Below are 22,732 nucleotides of genomic sequence, written 5' to 3' on the forward strand. Positions count from 1 at the left end.
CTTTTTCCTCGCTAGATATTTATGACTTTATGCTTTCTTCTTAAAAAACTCTCTTTCTAGTATAACAAAAGAAAGCTATATGCCAACTTATTTTTGATAACATTTACTTAAAGCTCTGCATTACAGATTTCCTTATGGCTTAGGTGTTAGGTGCAATTAGCTTGTTCAATTCTTGAAAAACTGCAGTTCCCATTTTTTCATAGCCGGAAGCATTCAAATGAATGCCGTCATCACTTATAAAGTCATGTATATTGCCTGCTTGTCTGAGGCAAGACCTTACATCAATTGTTAAAACATTAAGCTGAACTGCAATTCTTTGCAGCTGATTATTATACAAACCATGCCAATGTTCAATACCTCCGCATAAACTTATCCAATGACTAATTGATTTCCCATACTTGTCTGCAAGAAACCGATAGTACTGAACTGGTTCTAATGGCGGTAATGTTAAAATTACTGGAATGATATTTCGTTCTCGTACTTTCTCTACAATTGTTTTGACGTTATCCGAATACTTGGCTATTGGTACAATCGGCGTATGCTCTACTTCAGGTAACTCAGCAACCTCGTCCCATTGAAAGTTACAGTCATTACCTCCTACACTGATCAAAACATAGTCAGGCTCTTCCATTAGCACGTCCTTATCGAGGCGATTCATTAAAAGGTCGGAGTTATCATTAAAAACACCTTTATTCAGTACCTCTACACCCTCCATAGAGAAAGTATTCCCCATTAATAATTTACTTAGGATAGTTGGATAGTTATCCTTTAGTATTCGCGGTCTTCCTTTAACAAAGGACACACCTCTTGTCAGACTGTCGCCAAAACAGATGATTTTCATTATTCACCCCTGCTTTCTGTCCATCCCTGCTGCCTTTTGCTTGAGGCTTGATTCAACATTATACTGTTTATTATATCCATTTCCTGCATATGGAGCTAAATGCATATGCCTAATTTTTAGAAAATTAGTTTTTATAATCAATTTCAAAAATAAAAAACAAGGGATCGAAGCTATATGCTTTGACCTCCTTGTTTCTTCATTAGAAGTTAAAGTTATCTGGATCTGCACCTACACGCTCATTTTTGTTCAGTCCATTGATTTTTTCTAAATCCTCTGCAGTAAGCTCAAAATCGAAGATATCTGCATTTTCGATGATACGATGTTCCTTAATTGACTTTGGAATTGTAACAATGTCATTTTGAAGATCCCATCTTAAGATGATTTGTGCCGTTGATTTATTGTATTTCGCTGCAATTTCAGTAAGAACATCGTTATCGAGCAGTTTTCCTTGTGCTAATGGAGACCAAGCTTCTACGACAATGCCTTTTTCCTTACAGAAACTACGAAGCTCCTCTTGACTAAGCAATGGGTGAAGCTCAATTTGGTTAACAGTTGGAACAATCTCTGCTTCTGACAAAAGATCCTCAAGATGATGCTTGTGGAAATTGCTGACACCAATTGCTTTTACCTTGCCATCTTTATAAAGCTTCTCAAGCGCCTTCCAAGTTTCTTTATATTTTCCTTTGACCGGCCAGTGAATCAGGTACAAATCAATATAGTCAAGACCAAGCTTTTGAATGCTTGTTTCAAATGCAGCCAATGTGGAATCATAGCCTTGATCTGCATTCCAAACTTTTGTAGTAATGAAAAGCTTCTCTCTGTCGACACCTGACTCTTTTATACCTTGGCCAACACCTTCTTCATTCTTATAAACGGCTGCTGTATCAATGCTTATGTAGCCAGCTTTAATGGCTGCTTTAACAGAATCAATTACTTCTTGACCTTCCTGCACTTTAAAAACACCTAAACCGAATTTAGGCATTTCCACACCATTATTAAGTTTGACAGTTGACTGTAAATTCATAACAAGCCCCTCCTTTTATGTATGTTGCTATTCTCTCATATTAACAAATCGGAATAAAGTATTTTGCTTTACGAAAAAACGTGAAGCAAATGACGTTACCGCTTATTTATTTCCATAAGAAAACCCCTGTATACGTTTCTATACAGGGGATTAAGTTGCATTATTTAAACGGATTTTTCCATTCCATCAGCACAGCATTGTTCAAGGAATCTTCATCTTCTAAATAGTCATGCAGAACAGTGACAGGCATTCTGCCACAGTTCATTAAAAACGTGATAACAGGATCCTTTTTTTCTCCAGCAACAACCTGACTGACATATTCTTCTGGGGAAAGCTCTGCAGCGAACTTTCGGTACCCAGGCATCCTGCCGCCGCCTATAAGACGATCAAGCTGCTTTTCGATGACAATCTGGTACATGCTTTGCATCATAATTTTTCCCAATCCGAGGAAGCGATACGCAGGCCGAATACTAATATCAACGACATAAAGTGCGTTACCATCGTTTTTATGTGTTGTAATATATCCGTCCGCTGTGATATCACTCCAAGTATGCTTATTTTCCTTTTCATTGTAAGAGATACAAAGAGATGTGAGCGAGCCTGCTATTTTCCCTTCGACTTCCACACAAATTGCCCCTTCTGGAAAAATAGTGACATGGTTTTCCAGTTGGTCCTTTGTCCACCAAAGTTCTGATGGAAATGGAGGGGGAAAGCATTCAGCTTGAATGTTCATTAACTCTGCAAAGTCCTCTTTTTTGTAGTTGCGGACTTTGCATTCTCTTGGCTTCTTACCATCATATATATATAAGCTGCTGCTATAGTACATATCAGCCTTCTATTGTTTCCCAATCTGTATAAATATCTGTTCGTCTGTCTCTCCATGTTGTGACAGAGCCCTTTGCTCTCACCTCGTAAAGAAGAGAAAGATCGAGATCAGAGGTAATAATCATATCATCATTTAACTCGCCCTCTGCCATGATTCCTTTAGGTGGAAATGGAATGTCATTCGGCGTAATAATCGCCGCCTGACCAAAATTTGCACGCATAAAATCAACATTCGTTAAAGAGCCAACCGTGCCAGTGACAACCACATACACTTGGTTTTCAATCGCTCTTGCATGGCATGTGTATCGAACACGATGGAAGCCATGACGGTCATCTGTACAGGATGGACAAAAGATGACGTCCGCCCCTTTTGCTTTTGCCATCCGCACAATTTCAGGGAATTCTATATCATAACAGGTCAAAATCGCAATTTTGCCTTTATCTGTTTCAAAAATCCGGAAGCTATCGCCCTTCTCCATATTCCATTCCTCTACTTCTGTCGGTGTAATATGAAGCTTTGCTTGCTCCTCGATTCTTCCATCAGGATAAAATAAATGGGCGACATTAAATAATTTGTCATCCCTGCGGATAACGTGAGTTCCACCGATTATGTGCATTCCAGTTTGAACAGCGAATGTGCGGAACAGATTTTGATACTGTTCTGTAAATCCAGGCAACTCATTAATGGTTAACGGATTTTGCCCATCTCCCATTGACAACAGCTGTGTTGTAAAAAATTCAGGAAATAAAACAAACTCTGCTCCAAATTCCTGTGCCGTTCGGACATAATGCTCACACTGCTTAGCAAATTCTTCAAATGACTTAATGTTTTGCAGTTTATACTGCACGGCAGAAACTCTTATTTTCATCTTCCATCTCCCTTTAGCAAGTAAATTTTTTATTTAAATTAGAAAGTTACAAGAATTGATTATGCGTCATTTTTTGTTGGTTTTCAATAGATTTGTATCAGTTTTTTATATTTTAGTTCATTTTTTATTATTTGTTACATAAAGAAGGAAAATCATTAGCTACTGACAGCATTTTTTAACTAATCGTAAACAAATTCATGATATAATGGATATATATTACAGATAATTTAAAAAATAACAAAATCGCTGAATAACTGGGAGGGCTTACTATCATTTACTTGATTTTAGGATTGGTTTTTCTGATTTTATTAGAGGAAACGATCGTTTTTAGTGTGAAGCGCTATTTAAATGGACCAGGTAAATGGGAGTTAATGCTGAAACAACAAATTATGTCTATACGCAGAAAAAAAAGACCAGAGAACAATGCCGCCTGATCTTCTTGCCTTTTTCGAGTCCAAAAGCCTAGCTTTTGGACGTTTTTTATTATTTATTCATGCTCTTTCAACGATTTGTCGGCTAACTGGGATATTGTCATATCATCCATAGGTGGATTATGTAAACCTGCCCTTACATCTCTGTAGTAGCGCTGCAACGGACTGCTTGCAGAAAGGCTTCTTGCGCCGACAATGCGCATGGCCAAATCGACTACCTCTATTGCCGTATTTGTTACATAATGTTTGGCAGCACTTAGCTCTGGAACAAGCAACTGCTGCTCTTCTTCCTTAGCCGCATCCCATTTTTGACTGACAGAATAAAGGAAATGCTTTGCCGTTAACAGTTTCAATTCGATTTCGCCGATTTTTGTCCTTACGGCCGGAAGTTCGCTTATCGTCCCTGTAATGCTGTTTGGTGAGTGGCTCTTCGCAAATCTTATTGCTTCCTTTTGCGCTGCTCCGGCGATGCCAAGATAGCAGGCAGGAATGTGGAGTAGCCACGGGTTAACCTTTCTTGGACCGCCAAGCTTTTCCACCATATATTTGCCTTCGATAACTGCTTCCTCAAAAAACACATCATGGCTTCCAGTTCCTCGCAAAGCGATACTGTCCCAAGTCTCTTCAATTTTCAGGCCTGGATTATTTCTTTTAATCAGAAAATTCCCTACCTCATCTGTATCCTTAATAGATGCACTAACAACAAAATAATCCAGCATCGGCGACATGGATGTAAAGGATTTTCTACCATTAATTAACCAGGAATCGCCCTTTTTTTCTGCTGTTGTTTGCGGTTTTCCTCCTCTTGTTGGGCTGCCTGTTTGCGGTTCTGTTGCAGCACTGTTTATAAGAGCACCGTCTTTGATTGCTGCATACAACTCGTCAAGCAGGGAAGATTCCCACTTGTTTTCGGACATATTGCGGACAACACCCATATGCCAGCCGATGGACAACGCAGTTGATCCATCGCCAATGGCAATTGCCTCCTGTAATCTAACCATTTCATAGATGGATATTTCCTTGCCATCGTACGCTGCTGGAATCGTTAATGCTGTATAACCGAATTCCTGCAACTCCTTTATGTTCTCAAATGGGAAAAATCCATTTTCATCTACTTCTCGTGCTCTTTCTGAAAAGCCCTTTGCCAACTTCCCAATCGCTATAAGCCTTTCAGAAAGATTGTTCATTTGTGAAAAATTTGCAACCATGCTTTTTCAGCTCCCACACTTAATTTCTATGTTTATGTATTAGCCTTACTGGCTAAGGTTCTTCCTCCAATTATAAAGGACTCCTACTTCCTTGTATACGAAACTGCCCGTAATGTGAAACGGGCAGTTAATAGGTAGTGAACCACAGGATACGCTGAAGGCGGTACAGTAAATAACGGAAAGCAGGAAGTTCATCCTCTGTGCTGTAATCTTTTGTATATTTTCCACCTTTATTTGCCCACAGTTTTTCAAAATAACTTTTTGTTTCTTTCATAATTTGCACATCAGCAGAAGCAGCTATTTTTAGATTTGTTTCTAGATTTAAGTCATGAAGATTTCTTCTTGTATAGTTGGCAGATCCTGCAATAATAATATTTTTTTTCTTGCTTTCAATCAACATTAACTTTGAATGGTACTGCTCTTTACCTGTGTTATACCAACGTATTGCAATCTGCTCATTGCCTTTTTTCATCAACTCTGCCGCTGTCGGTATATTAGGAAGACCAGCCTTCTTATTACCAAATGAGTTTTGATTTGGATCAAGGATTAAGTTTATTTGTACCTTGCGAGCTGCTGCATCTATCAATTCATCCATTACAGGGCGATCTGCCAAATATAACATTCCGATCCAAATGGTGTCGCCTTTTTGTGTGCTGTGAATTCCGTTTACCACCTGTTTAGCGATTTTCCCCTCTGTAAGAAGCTGTAATTGAATATCCCCTTTCTCCGCAGTAGGTTTGACTTTAGGGAATGACGTCTTATCCATCAGTCGATAAACACTTTCCTCTGTTTCCAGTAAATCATTTATGATATTTCCTTTCACAACATAGGCAATGTTTGAATGGTAACCACTTGCATCATGCATATTTCCTGTCGATACAATAGCAGTGTTTTCCGTAATTAGCACTTTACGATGATTTGCTTTAACATTCAGTAAGTCCAAATATGACCTAACTGTTACATCAGGAGCACTTTCAGCAAGCAAATTCGGTATATGTCCGTTATCTCCATGACCAAACCATTTAAATGACATTCGCCACAGCGTTGAATAAAGAGGGTTGGAGTCACGGAAGCTTTCCATATTTGTTTCCACGACCTTTGCTCCACTTTTTGTTAGTCTAGTAAGCTCAGGTGATGGATAGGAATGATAGGTCGTGTTAACAGGATCAGTAATGAAAATCAACTTAAGGCCCGGATTTTTTTGTTTTTTTTCTACGAGCTTGTTCGTCACTGCTTTTGCGATTTTTGGATAAGTTTGATCATCATTCGTATCACTATTAAATAGAAACATGTCGATAACAATAAATTGCTTTGCACTATCTATTTCTTTAAGCATACGTGCAAGGATCTCCTGATGAAGCTTTTGGTTACCATCTTCATCCTTATAGGTGGTATCCTCAAGAAATTTAATGTCTTTATCCTCGACACTGTGTATTGGACCTTCATAGGAAATTCCTTGCGGTAATGGTTTAAGTGTATGATATAAAAGAACACTTATGTAAATAGAGAAAAACACTACAATTATGCTTAGGATTATTTTCTTCCTTTTCTTTCTTTTTTTTAGCATTTCATATCCCCCTATGCTGCACCAAAAATATAACAAAGGTTTTTACCCTAAAGATTATTGCCGTAAACCGGGCCTGCTAAGATTTTTTCGAAAAAAGAGTGAGAATTTACAAATACGTGGTACAATAACCATATACATAGAACGAAGGAGAGTTAGCATTGATCATTGCCATTTTAATTATTTTAGCCTACCTGATAGGATCCATTCCTTCCGGTTTAATCATTGGGAAGGCTTTCTATAAAATCGATATAAGAGAACATGGAAGCGGAAATCTCGGAGGCACAAACTCATTTAGAGTTTTGGGGAAAAAAGCAGGATTTGTCGTAACATTCTCAGACATTTTAAAAGGAACGTTAGCAACTTGCCTTCCATTATTACTTAGTCTTTTTACTGACATCCAAGTAAATGTCAACCCGCTTATCTTTGGTGTTGTGGCCGTTATTGGCCATATGTATCCAATATTCGCAGGCTTTAAAGGTGGAAAAGCTGTCGCAACATCAGCTGGGATTCTTTTGGGACATGAACCTTTAATGTTTTTAATTATTATGGTCGTCTTTTTCTTAAGTTTATATTTATCTAAATACGTTTCTCTGTCTTCTATGATTGCAGGATTTGCTGGTTTGGTATACTCTATCATCCTTTGGGACGACAAGCTGTTAATAGTCATCCTCGCCATACTGACTATTTTTGTCGTATACAGACATCGCGCGAATATCAAACGTATTTTAAACAAAACAGAACCGAAGATAACTTGGCTGTAAAAAGTTAGAAACCATCAATTATGATGGTTTTTTTTTGTTTTTTTGACATATCTAGATTTATTTCGTCATAAAGTTTACTAACAAACAGTAATTCATACAAAGGACGGTTGAGAAAAATGATAGATAATCAAGAAAAACTACAAAATCTGGAAAAAACAGCCGTTGGTTATGCACATGAAATTAAAAACCCAATAACAGCAGTGCGCGGTCTCCTGCAGCTTCTTGCAAACCCAGATTTACCCGCACCTAAAAGAAGCCTTTATTCTGAAGTGGCGATCGAAGAATTGGACAGAGCAAATTATCTTCTTAATGAAATGGTATATGATAATCCTCTTAGCTATCAGTCTTCCGCGACAATCGACATAAAGGATGCTGTCCACAAAGCAATGCTTTTGTTTGATCAAACAATTCAAGTTAAACACATTAAGGTTCAAGCAAACTTCATGTCCTACTTCAAACCTTTATTGCCAAAAATACAGCTTTCACAAGTGCTCGCAAACCTCCTCAAAAACGCTGTGGAAGCATGTTCAGAAAACGGGACTATAACCATTTCTGTTTTTAAGGAAGATAACTTCGGGATAATCTCTATTAAAGATAATGGCTGTGGAATTAGTGCAGAAGCATTAGAACAGCTGTTCACTCCTTTTTATACAACAAAAAAGGATGGAACTGGAATCGGTTTAAGTATCTGCAAGTCGATTATTGAGGAAGTTCAAGGCAGTATTACGGTCCATTCTATCCTAGGTGAAGGAACAGAATTTATTGTCAAGCTACCGCTAAAGTATAAATAGTTTTTTTATTCAGAAATTTCATCATTTTTCCATTTTACGAAATTAGTCGAAATCAGTCCTGTTTTTTTGTTATCCTATAGTAGCAAACTAGTACTATTAAGATGACTCACTTAAAGGCAGGAAAAACGATGAAAAAAAATGTACAGCTCTATCTTTTACTTGTTTTTATTGGCGCTTCCATTGCAGCCTTTGCTTTTTTTAAGCTTAATCCTGACAATGTTACCAACAATAAAGATGACTATACGAGCAGCGAACTGCCAATGAAGAAAAATAATCTTGGCTCTAAATCAATTGGCCGTGAAGCTACGCTTGGGGCTGTTGGGGATATTCTGATTCATGACCGGGTATATAATGAAGCGAAAGTAGCTGGCGGTTTTGACTTTAAACCAATGCTTGCAGAAGTGAAAGAAGAACTTGAAAAGCCTGACATTCTCTTGGCAAATCAAGAAACGATTGTAGCAGGCGAAAAAATCGGGTTATCAAGCTATCCGTCTTTCAACAGCCCACATGAGGTTGCAGATGCACTAGTTGATGCTGGCGTTGATATCGTGACAACCGCTAATAATCATTCTTTAGATAGAGGCGTCAGCGCTCAAAAGCAGTCCCTTGAATACTTAAACAAAATTAACCTTCCTTATGTCGGAACATTTACAAGTGAAGAAGACCAGCAAAAGCTTCGTGTTCTTAAATCAAACGGCATTAAAATCGCTTATCTTTCGTACACCTATGGATTAAATGGTATTTCTGTTCCTAAAGATGAAGCGTATATCGTTAATCTAATCGATAAAGAGAGAATGAAAAAAGAGATAGCAAAAGCGAAAAAGCAAGCTGACTTTATCGTAATGGGAATTCACTGGGGCATTGAATATGAGCGCAACCCAAATCAAGAACAGAAAAATCTTGCCCAATTCCTGGTTGATGAAGGTGTCGACATTATTTTCGGCGGCCATCCTCACGTGCTGCAGCCAATGGAATGGTTATATGACAAAAACGGCAAGAAATCCTTAGTTGTATATTCACTTGGCAACTTCCTATCAGGACAAGCGGATGATTATCGTGATATTGGCGGGATGGTAACAGTTAAAGTAAGTAAAACAGAGCTTGGAGGAAAAACAACGAAAAAAATTGAAGTACCCTCCTTTTTTCCAACATATGTATACAGTAAAAATGACAAGGGCTACAAAATGGTGCCATTAGAGGATGCTGGTAAGCTTGGGCTGCCTGACAGCAAGCAAAACTATCAGGAAATGATGACACATATGTTGAAAGGTGTGCATCCAAAGTAAGCGTTAAGACAGTTTAATTATGTGCATACTCACGATTTATCCTTTATAATAATAATGAGGATTAATTTAATCTCACAAAAGAGGTGCTTGAAATGAAAATAGTAATAAGTGATAAGGCTTCAGAATGGTATAAGAACGAACTGCTTCTAAACGAAGGTGACTATGTCCGCTTTTTCGCAAGATACGGTGGCTGCAGTACTGTCCAGCAAGGTTTCTCCCTTGGCATATCGAACGAAAAACCTGTGAATTCAGGCGTTAGTACGGAAAAGGACGGAATTCGTTATTATATCGAGGAGAAGGATCTTTGGTATTTTGACGATAATGATTTGCTAGCTGACTTTAATGATGCAGCACAGGAACCAGAATATCATTACACAGAAAAGCAGGCTTAATAACAGCCTGCTTTTCTTATTTGAGATGAATGTCTATCCCTTCCTTCTCGAGAATATCCGTTTGTGTTTGTCCGAGAAGATCAAAGTGAGAGTATCCATCCTTCCTGTTATGAATCCATTCTTTTTTCAGACCATATTTGGCGCCCCATTGCTCCAGCTTATGTAAATCAGCACAGCCTACCTTTGTTACAGTCTTACAGCCTGGAAAACGGTCATCTAGCCAATAATGTGTCAAAAAGGCAATTTGTCCATCATCAATTTGTTTTTTCCACTGAGCTAATTCATTTCGTTTGATGCCAAATGCCATATTTTTTCTATCTCTCCTTAAATAGGTTTATTTTCTTTTAAGTTCTTCATACCTTTGAAACCACTTAGGAAATACTTTTTTGAATGATTTAGGGCGGAAATTTTCCTTGCTGACAATAATATGAGTAGTCGACCCTTCTACACAAAGGTCACCATCTCCGTTTTCAATTCGGTAGCCATATACTGTCTTAATGCCATCATTCGCATCAATCCACGTTTTTACAAACGCTTTATCACCATATCGTAACGGCTTTTTATAAGTTGCCTGCACATCATAAACAGGCGCAAAATAGCCCTCTTCCTCCATCTCAACATAGCTGTAGCCAATATCCTCAATCAACGCTGTTCTCCCGCGCTCAAAAAACTTCAAGTAATTAGCATGATAAACTACCGCCATCATATCGGTATCCGCATAATCAATTTTAAGTTCTAATTTATGTACGTATTCCAATGCTTCCTGCACTTCCTTTACTTTAATTCCTTCTCCTTCATTTTATGACTTACCTTGCAACTAATCAAGAAAACCGACCGTTAGCACGATTGAACACAAATCTTATTCATTTATCATTCTATTCATTAGGTCCTGCAGCATTTTCGTTAAATTTATCTCTTTTCGCAGCATTTCCTTATACCCTTTTGCCAGTATTGGTGTATTCTCCATTTTTATCGCTAGTTTTTTTAACTCCCATTGCAGCATTTCATATTCTGTCTCTAAATCAGTCATATTCCCCTCCATATAACTAATCATATATACATACGTTTATAAAGCATATTATATCGGAATCAGAGCCATCAGTCTGCCTATCTTCTAAAGAATAATAATTATGAATTTACTTGCATTAAACTGTGTATCTCTCCAGTAGTTCTATCCATTTTTAAGGAAGTCCCAATCTCTTGTCGATCATTTACCTCCACAAAAGCATTTATATAGTATGTATTCCCCTTACCAGAAGTAATTGATTCTATCTCTTTAACTTCGCCATGCAAATATTCTTTTACTATTTTCTTGGCTTTTTCTTGTGTTATTAAGGTTTGTTCTTTTTCTTTAACGGTAAAAGCAGAAGTCTTCTTATAATTATAGTTATCTATTTTCCAATTCCCATTTTCTTTTTTAGCTTCTACTATAATAATCAGTGGTGTGTTAAGATACGATGCTTGTAGAGTTTCTACCTTCAATTTATCACTTGCTTGCTGTTTAATGACAAAATGCTGATTATAATTAAAATTCGCAGGGAAATCCCCCCAATTGGTACAGTAAATAATGATACCTTAAGATTATTTATAAAATTTTTCGTAAAATAAGGCTGTAACTCCTGCAAAAACGACTATGTATTCCAGTGTTGATTTTGTTCAGCATATACATTTGCCAATTGCAGCAGCTGATAAGATTTCTCTGCAATCTCCTTCATTTCATCATCAGTTAATCTGCTGTACGCTTTTTTGAAACGGTTACATTTAGTGGTTCTTTTTCTTCTGAAACACTTGTGCATGCTGTTAATAAACAAATACAGACAAACATTGCTGGTAATCTTTCTATCAATTCTGAAATCTCCTTCCACTCGTATAAACTAAGTTATCATATTCCATATTTTATCATTTATACTAGATATAAGAAAATCCAAATTTTTTTTTTGAAGATGTCTTTGCTCAGGAGCTAGCAAGATCGCCTTTATCATTAATTTGTTTATCGTTTGCCTCTTCTTGTTTTTGCGTTTCTTCTTCCTCGATTAACACTGTCCAATCGGTTTCAATTATTTTCTTCTGCAGCTTTTCAATTAGGCCCATAATACTTTACTCCTAGTCGTTTGATTTGTTATAATTATAATTACCCACTTAATGGAAATAAAAAACAATATATTATATGGTACTGCTGTTCTTTTTAGTACTAATTATTCAAAAAGGAGATTTTACAATGATTAACGATGATGAAATGCTCCTATTTATAAACCATATATATTTATTAGTTACAGAATGCAAAAAATGTCAGGATCATGAAATGAAAACCATGATTGTAGATGAAATTCTTTTTTTTGGTGATCTATTAGAACAAAAATAAAAAGTATTCTCTATAAAGTTAGAAGCAATACATTGACCTCTCGATAAGTTAGTCCCGTAAGTTTAGTTTCTACTAAAAGTCCATCCTGTTAAGAGATGGTTTTAATTACCTTTGTATTTCCCCCAAAATAAAAGTACAATGAAGTCTGCAGTTTTTCACATAAACTACACACCTGAGATAAAAACTGCTGATTTTGACTATCCTTTTTTGGATAGTCCTTTTTTTGTATATAAAAAAGGCGGCTTAACTTAAGCCGCCTAACGAATTTATGATTGCTGGTTCGTGAAAAAGTTCAACGCTTGCATCATATCTTCTTCTGTAAGCAAAGAATAATTAATCTGATCATCTGATGCTTCCATGATGCGTAATGCTTGCATTTGAACAGATTCATCGACTAAATTTGTCGCAAACCGTCCGTTACCATTCGTTTGAAATGTTGAAAGCCTCGTCTGTAAAGCAAGCTTCGCAGCTTTATCAAGCTGATAATCGAATTTAGCTGCATACGCCTCCATTATTTCGATTAATTCTTCCTTATTATAGTCCTCGAAATGGATAAATTTCTTAAAACGAGAAGTTAGCCCTGGGTTGCTTGCGAGCAATGCCTTCGTTTCGTCAGGATAACCTGCTAATACAACGACTAGATTTTCATTATGTCTTGTCATTTCCATAACAAGTGTATCAATTGCCTCTTTGCCGAAATCTTGATTAGATCCAGATAGTAACGAATATGCCTCATCAATAAATAAAACGCCGCCAAGAGCTTCTCTAATTTTCTTTTTGGTCTTAATCGCAGTTTGTCCAACAAATCCAGCAATAAAATCAGCTCTGCTTGCAACAACAAGATGCCCTCTTTTTAAAATCCCGCAATCCTTTAAGAACTGCGCGTATAATTTTGCCACAGTTGTCTTCCCTGTCCCTGGGTTGCCCGTAAAGACCGCATGCAGCTGAATTGGTAAATTCTTTTTTGAATTCGTTCTTCTAAGTTGCTGTACTTTCACAAAGGAAATAATTTTTTTCATTTCGTCTTTAACCGTCGTTAACCCGATCATTGCTTCAAGCTCTTCTGCTGGATTTTCTGATGACTCTTCCTCTGCCGCTGCAAAATCATTACCTTCAAGCAAAGTGTATGTCAAGAATGGCTTATTTGAATGTGCTTGGGAGCCCTTGTTAAAAATTGCATCAAGTACAATGTTTTTTACCGCTCTCGCATTGCCAAAGCTTTCATCGACCTGCTCTTTTTCAAGACGGAGCTCTAATTGTTGTTTGCCTTCCTCACTTATAACATAATCATTGTCTTGGGCAATTTTTTCCCCAATCGCAATTAACTCTTCTGCCGTGTAATTAGGCAAATGTATCAAATTAGATGTTGGAAAACGGCTGCTAAGACCGTGATTGCCATCTAAAAACTGTCTCATTTCCTCTGGATAGCCTGCTAAGATCACAGCGAATTTCCCGCCAAATTCAGAGCTTGTCATCAAAGAAACTAATGTATCAATTGCAGTTTGGCCATAATCACTTCCTTGGCCATCTCGATTTAAGCTATACGCTTCATCAATAAATAACACACCGCCAAGCGATTGCTTCACAACATTACGGACATTTTCCTCCGTTTGACCCATATAGCCTCCCACTAGCTGAGAGCGATCTGTTTCCACAACCTCCTGACTCGGAAGGACACCTAACTCATAATATATTTTAGCCATTAACCGTGCCAATGTAGTTTTTCCTGTGCCAGGGTTTCCTGTGAAAATCATATTTAGGCTTAATTCATCCTGGATGGTAAAGCCTAGCTTCTTTCTTGAATTCTGATATTTAAGAAACTGGTAGAAGTCCTTTACGCGATTTTTGACCTTTTCCAGACCAATCATTTGCTGAAGCTGTTCAAGTGCGGAAATAGTTTCTTCCTTGATTTCACCCGACTCTTTCTCTATAAAAATGGCCAGCCAAGCAGTTTTCAATTCATTCAGTTCTTCAATCAGCTTTTTGACACTGTCATAATAAATGGATGTATGAAATACACCGCTAATAGATTCTTCATATTCCTCAGAAGACTGCAGAAGCTGAGATGTTTTTTGTGTAACTTCATCAAGTAAGGAGATAATTTTTTTATATTTATCTTCAGCAAGCTTATTGTTAAAGGTCACTGCAGCAGCGCTGTTTGAAATAATCTCGTCCTTTTCATCATCAACCATGTTTAAAAACATTCGGCAATTATTTATATATTGCTCAGCAATCTTTCTTTTTGCTGTTCTGTTATCCGTTTCTCGTATCGCTGGAAAATTCAACATCTCTAAAAGATCTTTATAATTTTTCCAATCGTTTTGGGAAAGATATTTATTTGCTTCCTTATTTTGCGGATCCAATTCCTTTGCTTTTTTGAGCCAAGCACTCGCAATTGTGTCCTTTTCATTTGTGTTTAATCTGGAAATTGCCGCAATTGTCAATAATCTAGAAATCATTTCAGGCTTCTCTGTTTCATCTATTGTTTGAATGACAGATAAAACCGTTTTTTCATTCTTAATGACTCCCGTATTTTTAAATTCCTCTTCCAGAGTAGCTATTGTTTGACTGACAGTATTTTCGACTTTTTTCTCCATTTTACTTCTTCACTTCACTTACATATAAGTTTAATTTACATCTTCTTATAGTACCATAATCTTCGTTTATCCGTTAATCATTTTAACTTGTTTTCACAACGTTAAAAACCAAAAAAAGGCTTCCGCTACTATGCGGAAGCCCTTTATTATTCACCTTTTGTTTGAATTACTTGTGCATGCTGACCTGAAGTGTCTTGCATTTTTTTGCCTTTATTCCCGCCAAATCCTCTCGATTTTGTTCCGATATGGCTAGGTACAAAGTGCTTGCTGTCTTTTTTTGGATTGCTCATCATTATCCCCTCCTTCTTTATAAGTTTGCACATGGAAGGAAGAGGTGATGTGTGGCAAAATTTTCTCAAACGGTTATCTTGCTTTTTTAAGATGCTTCTTTTCAATTCGTTCTTCTATTTTTTCAATAGCTTCCCTGTCTTTCAGTAATTGCAATTTATTTTCAGTTACTAGCTCCTGGAAGGAACGTTTACGAGGTTTTCTCATTTTATTTATCTCCTTTATGCTTTTATATTTCCATAATTCCCAAAATTTCAAGAAGTTATTACTCATTTGCAGAAATTCTTTTAAATTTTTGAAAAATCTTTGTTTTCTGAAAATAATGGTCGTATATGCTTTTTTGTTACGGTTTCATTATAAGGGATGTCCGCATAATTGTAAAGCGCTTACAATCAATCTTTACTTTTTATTAACTTTTCCATTACATTTATTGACATAACAGTGAAGTATTTGTTCATAATAATACCATTTTCATCGATAAAAAATGTAGTTGGTATTGTCATTACCTTATATTTTTCATTGATCCCATCAGGATTATCCAAAAGGACAGGAAAAGACACATTCATTTTTTTTGTAAAAAGAGCCACAGCTTCCGAATTGCCGCCATCAATATTTACTGCCAATACCTCAACAGTCCCCTTGTTCTTTTGGTAGAACTTTTCAATTTCAGGTATTTCCTGCTTGCATGGCGGACACCATGTTGCCCAAAAATTAATGATCACTTTTTTTCCTCTTACACTAGATAGACGCACATCCTTTCCTTGCAGATTCTTCAATGTAAAATCTGGTGCTATGTTACCCACATTAACGCCAATATTACTTTCAAGCTTATTTGCAGCAGTTTGTGGTATATCCAAAAATATAATGCTGAAACTAATCAGGATACTTAAAAATAATGTTGTTTTTTTCAAATGAGTTCACCTCAATTTATCTTCATTATTATTAAGTTTTCCTATTTTACTTTATTTACAATGTTTTTTTCTGGAAGTGCTTTTGAATGCGTAGAATTATTAACCTAAGTGAGTACCCTATATAACAAGCTTGCTATTCATGATACAACCTAAAGCTTGTCCCTGCTTCTTTACTTTAACAAGTTTCTAGCCAAAAATATATATGTATGACTTAATGTTGCGAATATTGTCATATTTAATTTTTTAAAAATAAAAAAGCAGCCTCATAAGGCTGCTCACTTAAAATCTGTCTTGTTCTTTTGTTAAAATTTTGCCTGTTTCTGCGGATATAGTCATTTCCGTTTCGGTGCCATTTTGTGATGTTACTTCAAGCTCATATACAAATTGAGCATTGTCTTCATCTAATTCGAACTCAGTTATAACTCCACTTACTTCTTTTAATGCTATTTCTTTTGCTTTTTCCTCTGTTACTTTAATTTTTTCAGCCAGCATATCTTTTGTTATAACTGTACCTTTTTCTGCGTCAACATAAATATCCTCTTGATCATCAGCGAATTCCACCTGATAAACGGAGTCGCCATTTTCAGTGTATTCTTGCTCTACTTCTTCTACCATTGTGTTTCTTTCTTTTCCGGCAATATCAGCTGCTTCCTGCTTTGATACTGCTGGTTCTGCTTGTGTAATGCTTTTAACAATACCGCCATTTGCGTATACATCTCTGTCATCAACTAAATCATATGCTGCTGCCCCTCCAAAACCTATGACCGCAGCACCAATTCCATATTTCAACCATTTTGATTGCTTTACTTTTTTCCAAGCTTTATTGATAAAATTCATGTGAATTCCTCCTTCTTTTCTATACTTCTATCTTATCCTGAGAAAATGATAAGATTGGAGCAGAAATATGAGAAATTGATGAGAAATTCAAATGAGTGTATTAATCTTCCTCCCAGTTAATCGATTCAATCACACCTGAATAGGCATTGATATACATTTTTACTTCTTTATTTTGATCTGTATCTATTTCAAGCTCATAGACGAGTCCAAAATCATCATCCTCTTCGAGCTCTATCTCCGAAACTTTGCCCGGTATTTCTTTCAAGGCAATTTCCTCTGCTTTTTCTTGCGCAATGTATTCTGAACTTTCTCCAACAGCTTCTTCTGTAATATCACCTGTTTGCCGATTTAATAAATATGCTTGTTCATTAGTGTCTGTTTTGACAATAAAGGAATAATAAGCTATTTTATTGTGCATCGTTTCTTCTATTGTTAATAAGTCTCCGCTTATTTGTTCCTTAATGAGATTGATTGCTTTATTTTCCTCGATAAGACCGTTATTCGCAACGTTACTTTTTAATGATTGTAAAGAAAGGGATGAGATTTTGCCTGTCTTCTTTATAAGTTCCATTTTGTATGTGCCAGTATTGTTTTCAAACACAATCTTAAAAACGTCCCCTTCTTCCTCTTTCTTTTCCCCAATACTGTTTATCGTTCCACCATAAGTAGTCACAACAAATTCTTTCGCTTCTGCTTCCGTAATCGAATCATTGCTTTTTAAATAAAAAGTAACGATGCCGACCGCTATGATAATAAGCAGCAATATAAAAGCAACAATAATTACCCGTTTTTTCGTTACCTTCATTTACTCACCGCCTTTATGTCTGCAGGAAATGAGCAAGTAAATGTTGAGCCTTCACCAAGAACACTTTCCACTTCAATTTCTCCACTATGAGCATCGACTATTTGCCTTGCAATAGCAAGCCCAAGGCCAGCTCCGCCAGCTTCTCTATTTCTCGCCTTATCCGCCCGAAAAAATCGATCGAATATATGTTCCTTATGATCCTCAGCAATGCCAAAGCCATTATCGGCTACCTGCAAAAATACTGTTTTATCTTTTATATAAGCCCTTATGGTTACATGATCAGCACCGTATTTAAATGCATTATCAATAAATATCAGCAGCAGCTGTTTCATTTTTTGTTTGTCTGCGGTAACAATTACTTCTTTACTTGACGCATCCACTTCAACCTTACGGCCAGTTGCCATTTCCATATTTTTTGCCGTCTGACTGCAGAGCTCCCACAAATTCATTTCCTCCATCTGCAGCTCAAGGAGATCATCTGCCTTTGCCAAGTCAAGCATATCATTTGTCATTTCCTTCATTCGTACTGCTTCTGAGAGTATGGCATCGATTCCTTCTTCTAATGCATCCGGTTTATTTTTTCCCCACCGCTTCAGCATATTTGCATAACTTTCGATTACTGTCAGCGGTGTTCTTAATTCATGGGAGGCATCATATACAAATTGCTTCTGCTTGTCGTATTGAATTTCTAAGCGCGAAATCATCTTATTAAATGTGCTGCCAAGTTGGTATAGCTCATCCTTGCTTTTTTCTTTTAATGGAAGCTTTTGAAAGCTGCCGTTAGCCTGGATATCCTCCATCGTTCTTATCAATGATTGAATTGGTGTTAAAATAAAGCTTGAAAGCACTCTCCCTGCTAAAAAGGTTGGGACGATAATAAGGATTGTGCCAATGAATAAAATCAATTGCAATATTTGTAATATCCCAACAGAACCGTCTATATTTTCGGACATTTCCAGCTTTACAATATTACCATTATTCCAAACGACTGGCATGGATGTCACAGAAAAGGTAATTCCATCGTGCTTTAAGACTTCTTCATTCTGAACCTCTGAATAAAAATGCTCCAGTTCTGCATAACTCGAATCCTTAGTACTTGTAAATAATACAGTATTACTTGCGTCAATAACACGAATCATTCCCTCTGTTGGTACAAATGCGCGCAGAAGGGCATTTTGATTCGTTTCCGTTGTAGCAGTTTGAATGTTTTGTGCAGTTTGTGTTAGCTTAGCTGCTGTTTCATTTGTCTCATTTCGGAGGATTTCTTTTTGAAAAACAAAATATATGGTCGTATTTAAGCAAATCATCATAATTACTAGCAATAATGTCGAAAAAACTTGAATTCTAGTTCTTACTTTCATATAGTAGTATCCTTAATAACATACCCAATCCCACGAATTGTCTGAATCAACTGCTTTTCAAACTGATAATCGATTTTTTTACGCAAGTATCGAATATAAACATCCACCACATTTGTATCTGCCACAAAGTCATAGCCCCATACTTGATTTAAAATCTGCTCTCTAGACAGCACAATATTCTTATTTTCCATTAAGTAAAGCAGCAGTTCAAATTCTCTTGGAGTGAGCTCGATAGCGATATTTGCCCTTTTCACTGAATATGACTTCACAAAAACCTGTAAATCGTCTACCTGGAGGATTTTTTCCTGCTCTTGTTTCATTTGCATTTTACTAATGCGCAGGCTCGCTCTAATACGGGCGAGGAGTTCTTCAATTTGAAAAGGTTTTGTCATATAATCATTTGCACCTAAGTCCAGTCCTGTTACCTTGTCCGGAATGGAATCTCTGGCTGTCAGCAAAATCACTGGTACGTTTACAGATGCATTGCGTATCCTTCTTAGAATTTCCAACCCGCTTATTTCTGGCAGCATCACATCAAGCAAGACAAGGTCCCAGTTGCCTGTTAGCACTTTTTCGAGCCCCTGTTCGCCTGCATGCTCTGCATGTACTTCATAGCCTTCATACTCCAGCTCCATTGTTATAATTCTTGCTATCTTCTTTTCATCCTCTATCACAAGAATTTTATCCTTTGTCAAATTCTTAAGCCCCCTCGTTTTAGTATCTATGTTTAATCACATTTATGCTCTACTTTATATTATCTTGTATTCGTTAATAAAAAAAGGCTCTCCTGCCAATGTTCATTCATGTGGATGAATATTGGGCAGAAAAGCCTTCATTTCTTATTTAGATAATACTTCTGTCAAGACTGGTACGATTTGTTTTTTACGTGAAACAACACCTTTTAACAATGCAGTGTTGTTTTCTAGTTTAACTCCAAACGCTTGTTCAACAGCGTCAACTTTATTACCAAGTGCAAGAGCAACTGAATCATTATTCAAAATATCTGTTACAACAAGCAAGAATAAATCAAGCTCTTTGTCAGCAATCACTTTGTTTAATGCTGCTTCTATTTCCGCTTGTTTAGCTAGGACATCATTTGTGTCAACAGCGTTAACTTGCGCAATCTCACACTTATATGATCCCATTGGGAATTCCTTCGCATCAAGGCTAATTAATTGCTCCACTGTTTTATCGCTTAAATCAGCGCCAGCTTTCAGCATATCCAAGCCGTATTGCTCAAGGTTAATTCCAGCAATTTCTGCAAGCTCTTGAGCTGCTTTAACATCCTGCTCTGTGCAAGTTGGAGATTTGAACAATAAGGAATCGGAAACGATAGCAGATACCATCAAACCAGCAATTTCCTTTTTAATCTCTACATTGTTCTCTTTATAAAGCTTGTTAAGAATCGTTGCTGTACAGCCAACTGGCTCAGCACGGTAATATAGAGGATCGCTAGTTTCAAAATTTGCAATACGGTGGTGGTCGATAACTTCAAGGATAGAAACCTCTTTAATGTCTTCCACACTTTGCTGGAATTCATTGTGGTCAACAAGAATAACTGAATCTGTTTCTTCTGATGCCTTTTGTATGTATCTTGGAGCTTCTGCTTTGAAAGTATCCAACGCAAATTGTGTTTCGCCATTGATGTCACCAAGACGAACAGCTTCTGCTTCAACTCCTAAAGCCTTTTTCAATTCTGCATATGCGATAGCAGAACAAATCGTATCTGTATCTGGATTTTTATGACCAAAAACTAAAACTTTTCCCATTCTTTAATTCTCCTTGTAACTGAAATTATTGAAATAGATAAACAAAGTTGCGCCGCTTATCAATGTATTTATTGTATCATATCGCAAGCAAAAATAAAGAATCGTTAGTCAAAATCTCCCTCTTATTTTATCGGAATTGTATTTTTGTGTTGGGGCAAGCGGATGTTTCTACTAGCTAGCACATCAAAAAAGAGAGGACATCAGCCCTCTCCATCTATAAAACTATTATATTAGAATTTAAATTGGTAATTTTCAATTTCCCAAGCATGAATTTGTGTACGGTAGTTATCCCACTCTGCTTTTTTTGCTGCAACATATTCATAGAATACGTGCTCGCCAAGTGTTTTAAGCCCGATTTCACCTGCTTCTAGTTCAGCAACAGCTGCTTCTAGACCGCCTGGCAAGCTTTCGATGCCAAGTTCATCGCGGCGTGCATCTGTCATGTGGAAGATATCTTCATTAACAGGTGCTGGAGCTTTTAATCCTTTTTCTACTCCATCCAAACCAGCAGAAGCGATAACTGCAAATGTTAAATATGGGTTAGACGCTGGATCTGGACAACGTAATTCTACGCGAGTAGCCATGCCTTTTTTCGCAGGGATACGAATTAATGCAGAACGGTTAGAAGCAGACCAAGCAAGATATACTGGAGCTTCATAGCCAGGTACTAGACGCTTGTAAGAGTTTACTAGGGGGTTTGTTACCGCAACAAAGCTCTTCACATTATCAAGGATACCTGCGATGAAAGAGTATGCTTCGCTTGAAAGCTGTAATTCATCAGACTCATTGTAGAAAATGTTTTCGCCATCTTTGAAGAATGACATGTTAACATGCATTCCAGAGCCGTTGATGCCAAATACTGGTTTCGGCATGAATGTTGCATGCAAACCGTATTGTGCTGCGATTGTTTTAACAACCCATTTGTAGGTTGTTGCAAGGTCAGCCGCACCAAGAGCATCTGCATATTTAAAGTTAATTTCATGCTGGCCTTCTGCCACTTCATGATGCAACGCTTCAATTGTGAAGCCCATTGCTCTTAACGTTTTGAAAATTTCAACGCGAACCTTTTCACCTAAGTCTTTCGGAGATGGCTCAAAGTAACCGCCTCTATCACCTAAAACTGTTGTCGGATACCCTTGTGCATCTGTTTCAAACAAGAAGAATTCCAACTCAGGTCCTACAGAAATTGTATAGCCATGTTCTGCAGCACGTGCAACTGTTTTCTTAAGAACATTACGTGTGTCGCCTTCAAATAATGTGCCATCAGGATTAGTTACAGAGCAAAGGAAACGTGCTTCTGAGTATCCTTCTTCTTCTGTCCAAGGCAACACAACAAATGTGTTTAAATCTGGGGCTAAGTAAGAATCTGATTTATTAATAGGTGAAAATCCTTTAATGGAAGAACCATCAATCATGATTTTCCCTTCTACTGCATCATCTAATTGAGCTGCTGTAATTGTGATATTTTTCAAAATTCCTTCAATATCGACAAATTGCATATGCAATAATTCAACGTTTTTTTCTTTAATGATACTTTGAATCTGTTCTAATGTAATTTCAGCCATGTCAATTTACCTCACAATCAATGTTCTAATATCTAACTTGAATTCATTATAAGAAATTATTTATAGTTATACAATATCTTTTTTTAAAATTTTTTAAATATTTTAAAGATAGCGTTTACATTACCAAAAATTTGTGTATGTGTTAGTTTTTACAAAAATTCGAAAATTCACTAAAAATAACTACTTTTATTGTTTTCTCTTCATCATACTCTTGTTTTCATCCCATTTTAATATTTCCATAT

General features: G+C 36.8%; 26 protein-coding genes. 5 read left to right on the forward strand and 21 right to left on the reverse strand.

Features of this window, described 5'->3' with window-relative positions; all coding sequences use genetic code 11:
- Positions 1-139: 139 nt before the first annotated feature.
- The 6 genes from CEQ21_RS23335 to CEQ21_RS23360 form a co-directional block, all read right to left on the reverse strand.
- Positions 140-841: an SGNH/GDSL hydrolase family protein gene (locus CEQ21_RS23335; RefSeq protein ID WP_185766601.1), complete on the reverse strand. Its 702-nt coding sequence runs from the start codon at positions 839-841 to the stop codon at positions 140-142.
- Positions 842-1,040: 199 nt separating this feature from the next.
- Positions 1,041-1,865, reverse strand: a complete 825-nt coding sequence (locus tag CEQ21_RS23340; RefSeq protein ID WP_185766602.1) for an aldo/keto reductase — start codon at positions 1,863-1,865, stop codon at positions 1,041-1,043.
- A gap of 160 nt (positions 1,866-2,025) precedes the next feature.
- A complete protein-coding gene (locus tag CEQ21_RS23345) occupies positions 2,026-2,691 on the reverse strand; it encodes a GNAT family N-acetyltransferase (protein WP_185766603.1) in 666 nt (221 codons plus the stop codon).
- 1 nt (position 2,692) lies between these two features.
- A complete protein-coding gene (locus CEQ21_RS23350; protein WP_144454842.1) occupies positions 2,693-3,559 on the reverse strand; it encodes a carbon-nitrogen hydrolase family protein in 867 nt (288 codons plus the stop codon).
- Between the two features lie 487 nt (positions 3,560-4,046).
- Complete coding sequence (locus CEQ21_RS23355) at positions 4,047-5,198, reverse strand: acyl-CoA dehydrogenase family protein (RefSeq protein WP_185766604.1); 1,152 nt, start codon at positions 5,196-5,198, stop codon at positions 4,047-4,049.
- Positions 5,199-5,325: 127 nt separating this feature from the next.
- Complete coding sequence (locus CEQ21_RS23360; protein ID WP_185766605.1) at positions 5,326-6,765, reverse strand: phospholipase D family protein; 1,440 nt, start codon at positions 6,763-6,765, stop codon at positions 5,326-5,328.
- Between the two features lie 158 nt (positions 6,766-6,923).
- On the opposite strand from CEQ21_RS23360, the gene plsY reads away from it, so the two are divergent.
- The 4 genes from plsY to CEQ21_RS23380 all read left to right on the forward strand — a co-directional run bounded on the left by plsY (position 6,924) and on the right by CEQ21_RS23380 (position 9,995).
- Positions 6,924-7,526 carry a glycerol-3-phosphate 1-O-acyltransferase PlsY gene (gene plsY / locus CEQ21_RS23365; protein ID WP_185766606.1) on the forward strand — a complete coding sequence of 201 codons (603 nt, stop codon included), beginning with the start codon at positions 6,924-6,926 and terminating at the stop codon, positions 7,524-7,526.
- Positions 7,527-7,642: 116 nt separating this feature from the next.
- The gene (locus tag CEQ21_RS23370; RefSeq protein ID WP_185766607.1) at positions 7,643-8,317 is read left to right on the forward strand and encodes a two-component system sensor histidine kinase NtrB; all 675 of its coding nucleotides are present in this window, start codon (positions 7,643-7,645) and stop codon (positions 8,315-8,317) included.
- Positions 8,318-8,445: 128 nt separating this feature from the next.
- The gene (locus CEQ21_RS23375) at positions 8,446-9,603 is read left to right on the forward strand and encodes a CapA family protein (RefSeq protein WP_185766608.1); all 1,158 of its coding nucleotides are present in this window, start codon (positions 8,446-8,448) and stop codon (positions 9,601-9,603) included.
- 92 nt (positions 9,604-9,695) lie between these two features.
- Positions 9,696-9,995: a HesB/YadR/YfhF family protein gene (locus CEQ21_RS23380; RefSeq protein WP_127741253.1), complete on the forward strand. Its 300-nt coding sequence runs from the start codon at positions 9,696-9,698 to the stop codon at positions 9,993-9,995.
- 16 nt (positions 9,996-10,011) lie between these two features.
- Here the strand turns inward: CEQ21_RS23380 and CEQ21_RS23385 are convergent, their stop codons facing one another.
- The 5 genes from CEQ21_RS23385 to CEQ21_RS23405 form a co-directional block, all read right to left on the reverse strand.
- Entirely contained in the window at positions 10,012-10,302 is a 291-nt protein-coding gene (locus CEQ21_RS23385; protein WP_185766609.1) for a hypothetical protein, read from the reverse strand.
- 27 nt (positions 10,303-10,329) lie between these two features.
- Complete coding sequence (locus CEQ21_RS23390) at positions 10,330-10,752, reverse strand: acyl-CoA thioesterase (RefSeq protein WP_185766610.1); 423 nt, start codon at positions 10,750-10,752, stop codon at positions 10,330-10,332.
- Positions 10,753-10,854: 102 nt separating this feature from the next.
- Entirely contained in the window at positions 10,855-11,025 is a 171-nt protein-coding gene (locus tag CEQ21_RS23395) for a hypothetical protein (RefSeq protein WP_185766611.1), read from the reverse strand.
- Between the two features lie 98 nt (positions 11,026-11,123).
- Entirely contained in the window at positions 11,124-11,477 is a 354-nt protein-coding gene (locus CEQ21_RS23400) for a hypothetical protein (protein WP_185766612.1), read from the reverse strand.
- Positions 11,478-11,948: 471 nt separating this feature from the next.
- Positions 11,949-12,086 (reverse strand): hypothetical protein, encoded by a 138-nt coding sequence (locus CEQ21_RS23405; protein ID WP_185766613.1) that lies wholly within the window; start codon positions 12,084-12,086, stop codon positions 11,949-11,951.
- Between the two features lie 127 nt (positions 12,087-12,213).
- On the opposite strand from CEQ21_RS23405, the gene CEQ21_RS23410 reads away from it, so the two are divergent.
- Entirely contained in the window at positions 12,214-12,357 is a 144-nt protein-coding gene (locus CEQ21_RS23410; protein WP_185766614.1) for a hypothetical protein, read from the forward strand.
- Between the two features lie 266 nt (positions 12,358-12,623).
- Here the strand turns inward: CEQ21_RS23410 and CEQ21_RS23415 are convergent, their stop codons facing one another.
- The 10 genes from CEQ21_RS23415 to CEQ21_RS23460 all read right to left on the reverse strand — a co-directional run bounded on the left by CEQ21_RS23415 (position 12,624) and on the right by CEQ21_RS23460 (position 22,490).
- Positions 12,624-14,954 (reverse strand): AAA family ATPase, encoded by a 2,331-nt coding sequence (locus tag CEQ21_RS23415; protein ID WP_185766615.1) that lies wholly within the window; start codon positions 14,952-14,954, stop codon positions 12,624-12,626.
- 146 nt (positions 14,955-15,100) lie between these two features.
- Positions 15,101-15,244 carry an acid-soluble spore protein N gene (locus tag CEQ21_RS23420; protein WP_127741263.1) on the reverse strand — a complete coding sequence of 48 codons (144 nt, stop codon included), beginning with the start codon at positions 15,242-15,244 and terminating at the stop codon, positions 15,101-15,103.
- A gap of 73 nt (positions 15,245-15,317) precedes the next feature.
- On the reverse strand, positions 15,318-15,449 hold the full coding sequence (locus CEQ21_RS23425) for an FbpB family small basic protein (protein WP_127741265.1): 132 nt from the start codon (positions 15,447-15,449) through the stop codon (positions 15,318-15,320).
- 185 nt (positions 15,450-15,634) lie between these two features.
- Positions 15,635-16,153: a TlpA disulfide reductase family protein gene (locus CEQ21_RS23430; RefSeq protein WP_185766616.1), complete on the reverse strand. Its 519-nt coding sequence runs from the start codon at positions 16,151-16,153 to the stop codon at positions 15,635-15,637.
- A gap of 279 nt (positions 16,154-16,432) precedes the next feature.
- The gene (locus tag CEQ21_RS23435; RefSeq protein WP_185766617.1) at positions 16,433-16,990 is read right to left on the reverse strand and encodes a PepSY domain-containing protein; all 558 of its coding nucleotides are present in this window, start codon (positions 16,988-16,990) and stop codon (positions 16,433-16,435) included.
- A 100-nt stretch (positions 16,991-17,090) separates the two neighbouring features.
- Entirely contained in the window at positions 17,091-17,795 is a 705-nt protein-coding gene (locus CEQ21_RS23440; RefSeq protein WP_185766618.1) for a PepSY domain-containing protein, read from the reverse strand.
- Positions 17,792-19,156: a HAMP domain-containing sensor histidine kinase gene (locus CEQ21_RS23445; RefSeq protein WP_185766619.1), complete on the reverse strand. Its 1,365-nt coding sequence runs from the start codon at positions 19,154-19,156 to the stop codon at positions 17,792-17,794. Before CEQ21_RS23445 ends, CEQ21_RS23440 begins: the two co-directional genes overlap by 4 nt.
- Complete coding sequence (locus CEQ21_RS23450; RefSeq protein WP_185766620.1) at positions 19,153-19,851, reverse strand: response regulator transcription factor; 699 nt, start codon at positions 19,849-19,851, stop codon at positions 19,153-19,155. The genes CEQ21_RS23445 and CEQ21_RS23450 overlap by 4 nt, the downstream gene beginning before the upstream one ends.
- A 144-nt stretch (positions 19,852-19,995) precedes the next feature.
- A complete protein-coding gene (locus CEQ21_RS23455) occupies positions 19,996-20,925 on the reverse strand; it encodes a manganese-dependent inorganic pyrophosphatase (protein ID WP_185766621.1) in 930 nt (309 codons plus the stop codon).
- Positions 20,926-21,155: 230 nt separating this feature from the next.
- A complete protein-coding gene (locus CEQ21_RS23460; RefSeq protein ID WP_185766622.1) occupies positions 21,156-22,490 on the reverse strand; it encodes a glutamine synthetase family protein in 1,335 nt (444 codons plus the stop codon).
- Positions 22,491-22,732 lie beyond the last annotated feature (242 nt).

The sequence above is a fragment of the Niallia circulans genome, from assembly GCF_007273535.1.
Taxonomy (GTDB): Bacteria; Bacillota; Bacilli; order Bacillales; family Cytobacillaceae; genus Niallia; species Niallia circulans_B.

What these genes read in the sequence shown, in the direction of transcription:
- CEQ21_RS23375 (WP_185766608.1), top strand. Translation starts at nt 8,446, where the DNA reads ATGAAAAAAAATGTACAGCTCTATCTTTTACTTGTTTTTATTGGCGCT.
- CEQ21_RS23395 (WP_185766611.1), bottom strand. Translation starts at nt 11,025, where the DNA reads ATGACTGATTTAGAGACAGAATATGAAATGCTGCAATGGGAGTTAAAA.
- CEQ21_RS23420 (WP_127741263.1), bottom strand. Translation starts at nt 15,244, where the DNA reads ATGAGCAATCCAAAAAAAGACAGCAAGCACTTTGTACCTAGCCATATC.
- CEQ21_RS23370 (WP_185766607.1), top strand. Translation starts at nt 7,643, where the DNA reads ATGATAGATAATCAAGAAAAACTACAAAATCTGGAAAAAACAGCCGTT.
- CEQ21_RS23460 (WP_185766622.1), bottom strand. Translation starts at nt 22,490, where the DNA reads ATGGCTGAAATTACATTAGAACAGATTCAAAGTATCATTAAAGAAAAA.
- CEQ21_RS23345 (WP_185766603.1), bottom strand. Translation starts at nt 2,691, where the DNA reads ATGTACTATAGCAGCAGCTTATATATATATGATGGTAAGAAGCCAAGA.
- CEQ21_RS23455 (WP_185766621.1), bottom strand. Translation starts at nt 20,925, where the DNA reads ATGGGAAAAGTTTTAGTTTTTGGTCATAAAAATCCAGATACAGATACG.
- CEQ21_RS23410 (WP_185766614.1), top strand. Translation starts at nt 12,214, where the DNA reads ATGATTAACGATGATGAAATGCTCCTATTTATAAACCATATATATTTA.
- CEQ21_RS23350 (WP_144454842.1), bottom strand. Translation starts at nt 3,559, where the DNA reads ATGAAAATAAGAGTTTCTGCCGTGCAGTATAAACTGCAAAACATTAAG.
- CEQ21_RS23425 (WP_127741265.1), bottom strand. Translation starts at nt 15,449, where the DNA reads ATGAGAAAACCTCGTAAACGTTCCTTCCAGGAGCTAGTAACTGAAAAT.
- CEQ21_RS23360 (WP_185766605.1), bottom strand. Translation starts at nt 6,765, where the DNA reads ATGCTAAAAAAAAGAAAGAAAAGGAAGAAAATAATCCTAAGCATAATT.
- CEQ21_RS23435 (WP_185766617.1), bottom strand. Translation starts at nt 16,990, where the DNA reads ATGAATTTTATCAATAAAGCTTGGAAAAAAGTAAAGCAATCAAAATGG.
- CEQ21_RS23355 (WP_185766604.1), bottom strand. Translation starts at nt 5,198, where the DNA reads ATGGTTGCAAATTTTTCACAAATGAACAATCTTTCTGAAAGGCTTATA.
- CEQ21_RS23415 (WP_185766615.1), bottom strand. Translation starts at nt 14,954, where the DNA reads ATGGAGAAAAAAGTCGAAAATACTGTCAGTCAAACAATAGCTACTCTG.
- CEQ21_RS23405 (WP_185766613.1), bottom strand. Translation starts at nt 12,086, where the DNA reads ATGGGCCTAATTGAAAAGCTGCAGAAGAAAATAATTGAAACCGATTGG.
- CEQ21_RS23380 (WP_127741253.1), top strand. Translation starts at nt 9,696, where the DNA reads ATGAAAATAGTAATAAGTGATAAGGCTTCAGAATGGTATAAGAACGAA.
- CEQ21_RS23445 (WP_185766619.1), bottom strand. Translation starts at nt 19,156, where the DNA reads ATGAAAGTAAGAACTAGAATTCAAGTTTTTTCGACATTATTGCTAGTA.
- CEQ21_RS23385 (WP_185766609.1), bottom strand. Translation starts at nt 10,302, where the DNA reads ATGGCATTTGGCATCAAACGAAATGAATTAGCTCAGTGGAAAAAACAA.
- CEQ21_RS23335 (WP_185766601.1), bottom strand. Translation starts at nt 841, where the DNA reads ATGAAAATCATCTGTTTTGGCGACAGTCTGACAAGAGGTGTGTCCTTT.
- CEQ21_RS23340 (WP_185766602.1), bottom strand. Translation starts at nt 1,865, where the DNA reads ATGAATTTACAGTCAACTGTCAAACTTAATAATGGTGTGGAAATGCCT.
- CEQ21_RS23440 (WP_185766618.1), bottom strand. Translation starts at nt 17,795, where the DNA reads ATGAAGGTAACGAAAAAACGGGTAATTATTGTTGCTTTTATATTGCTG.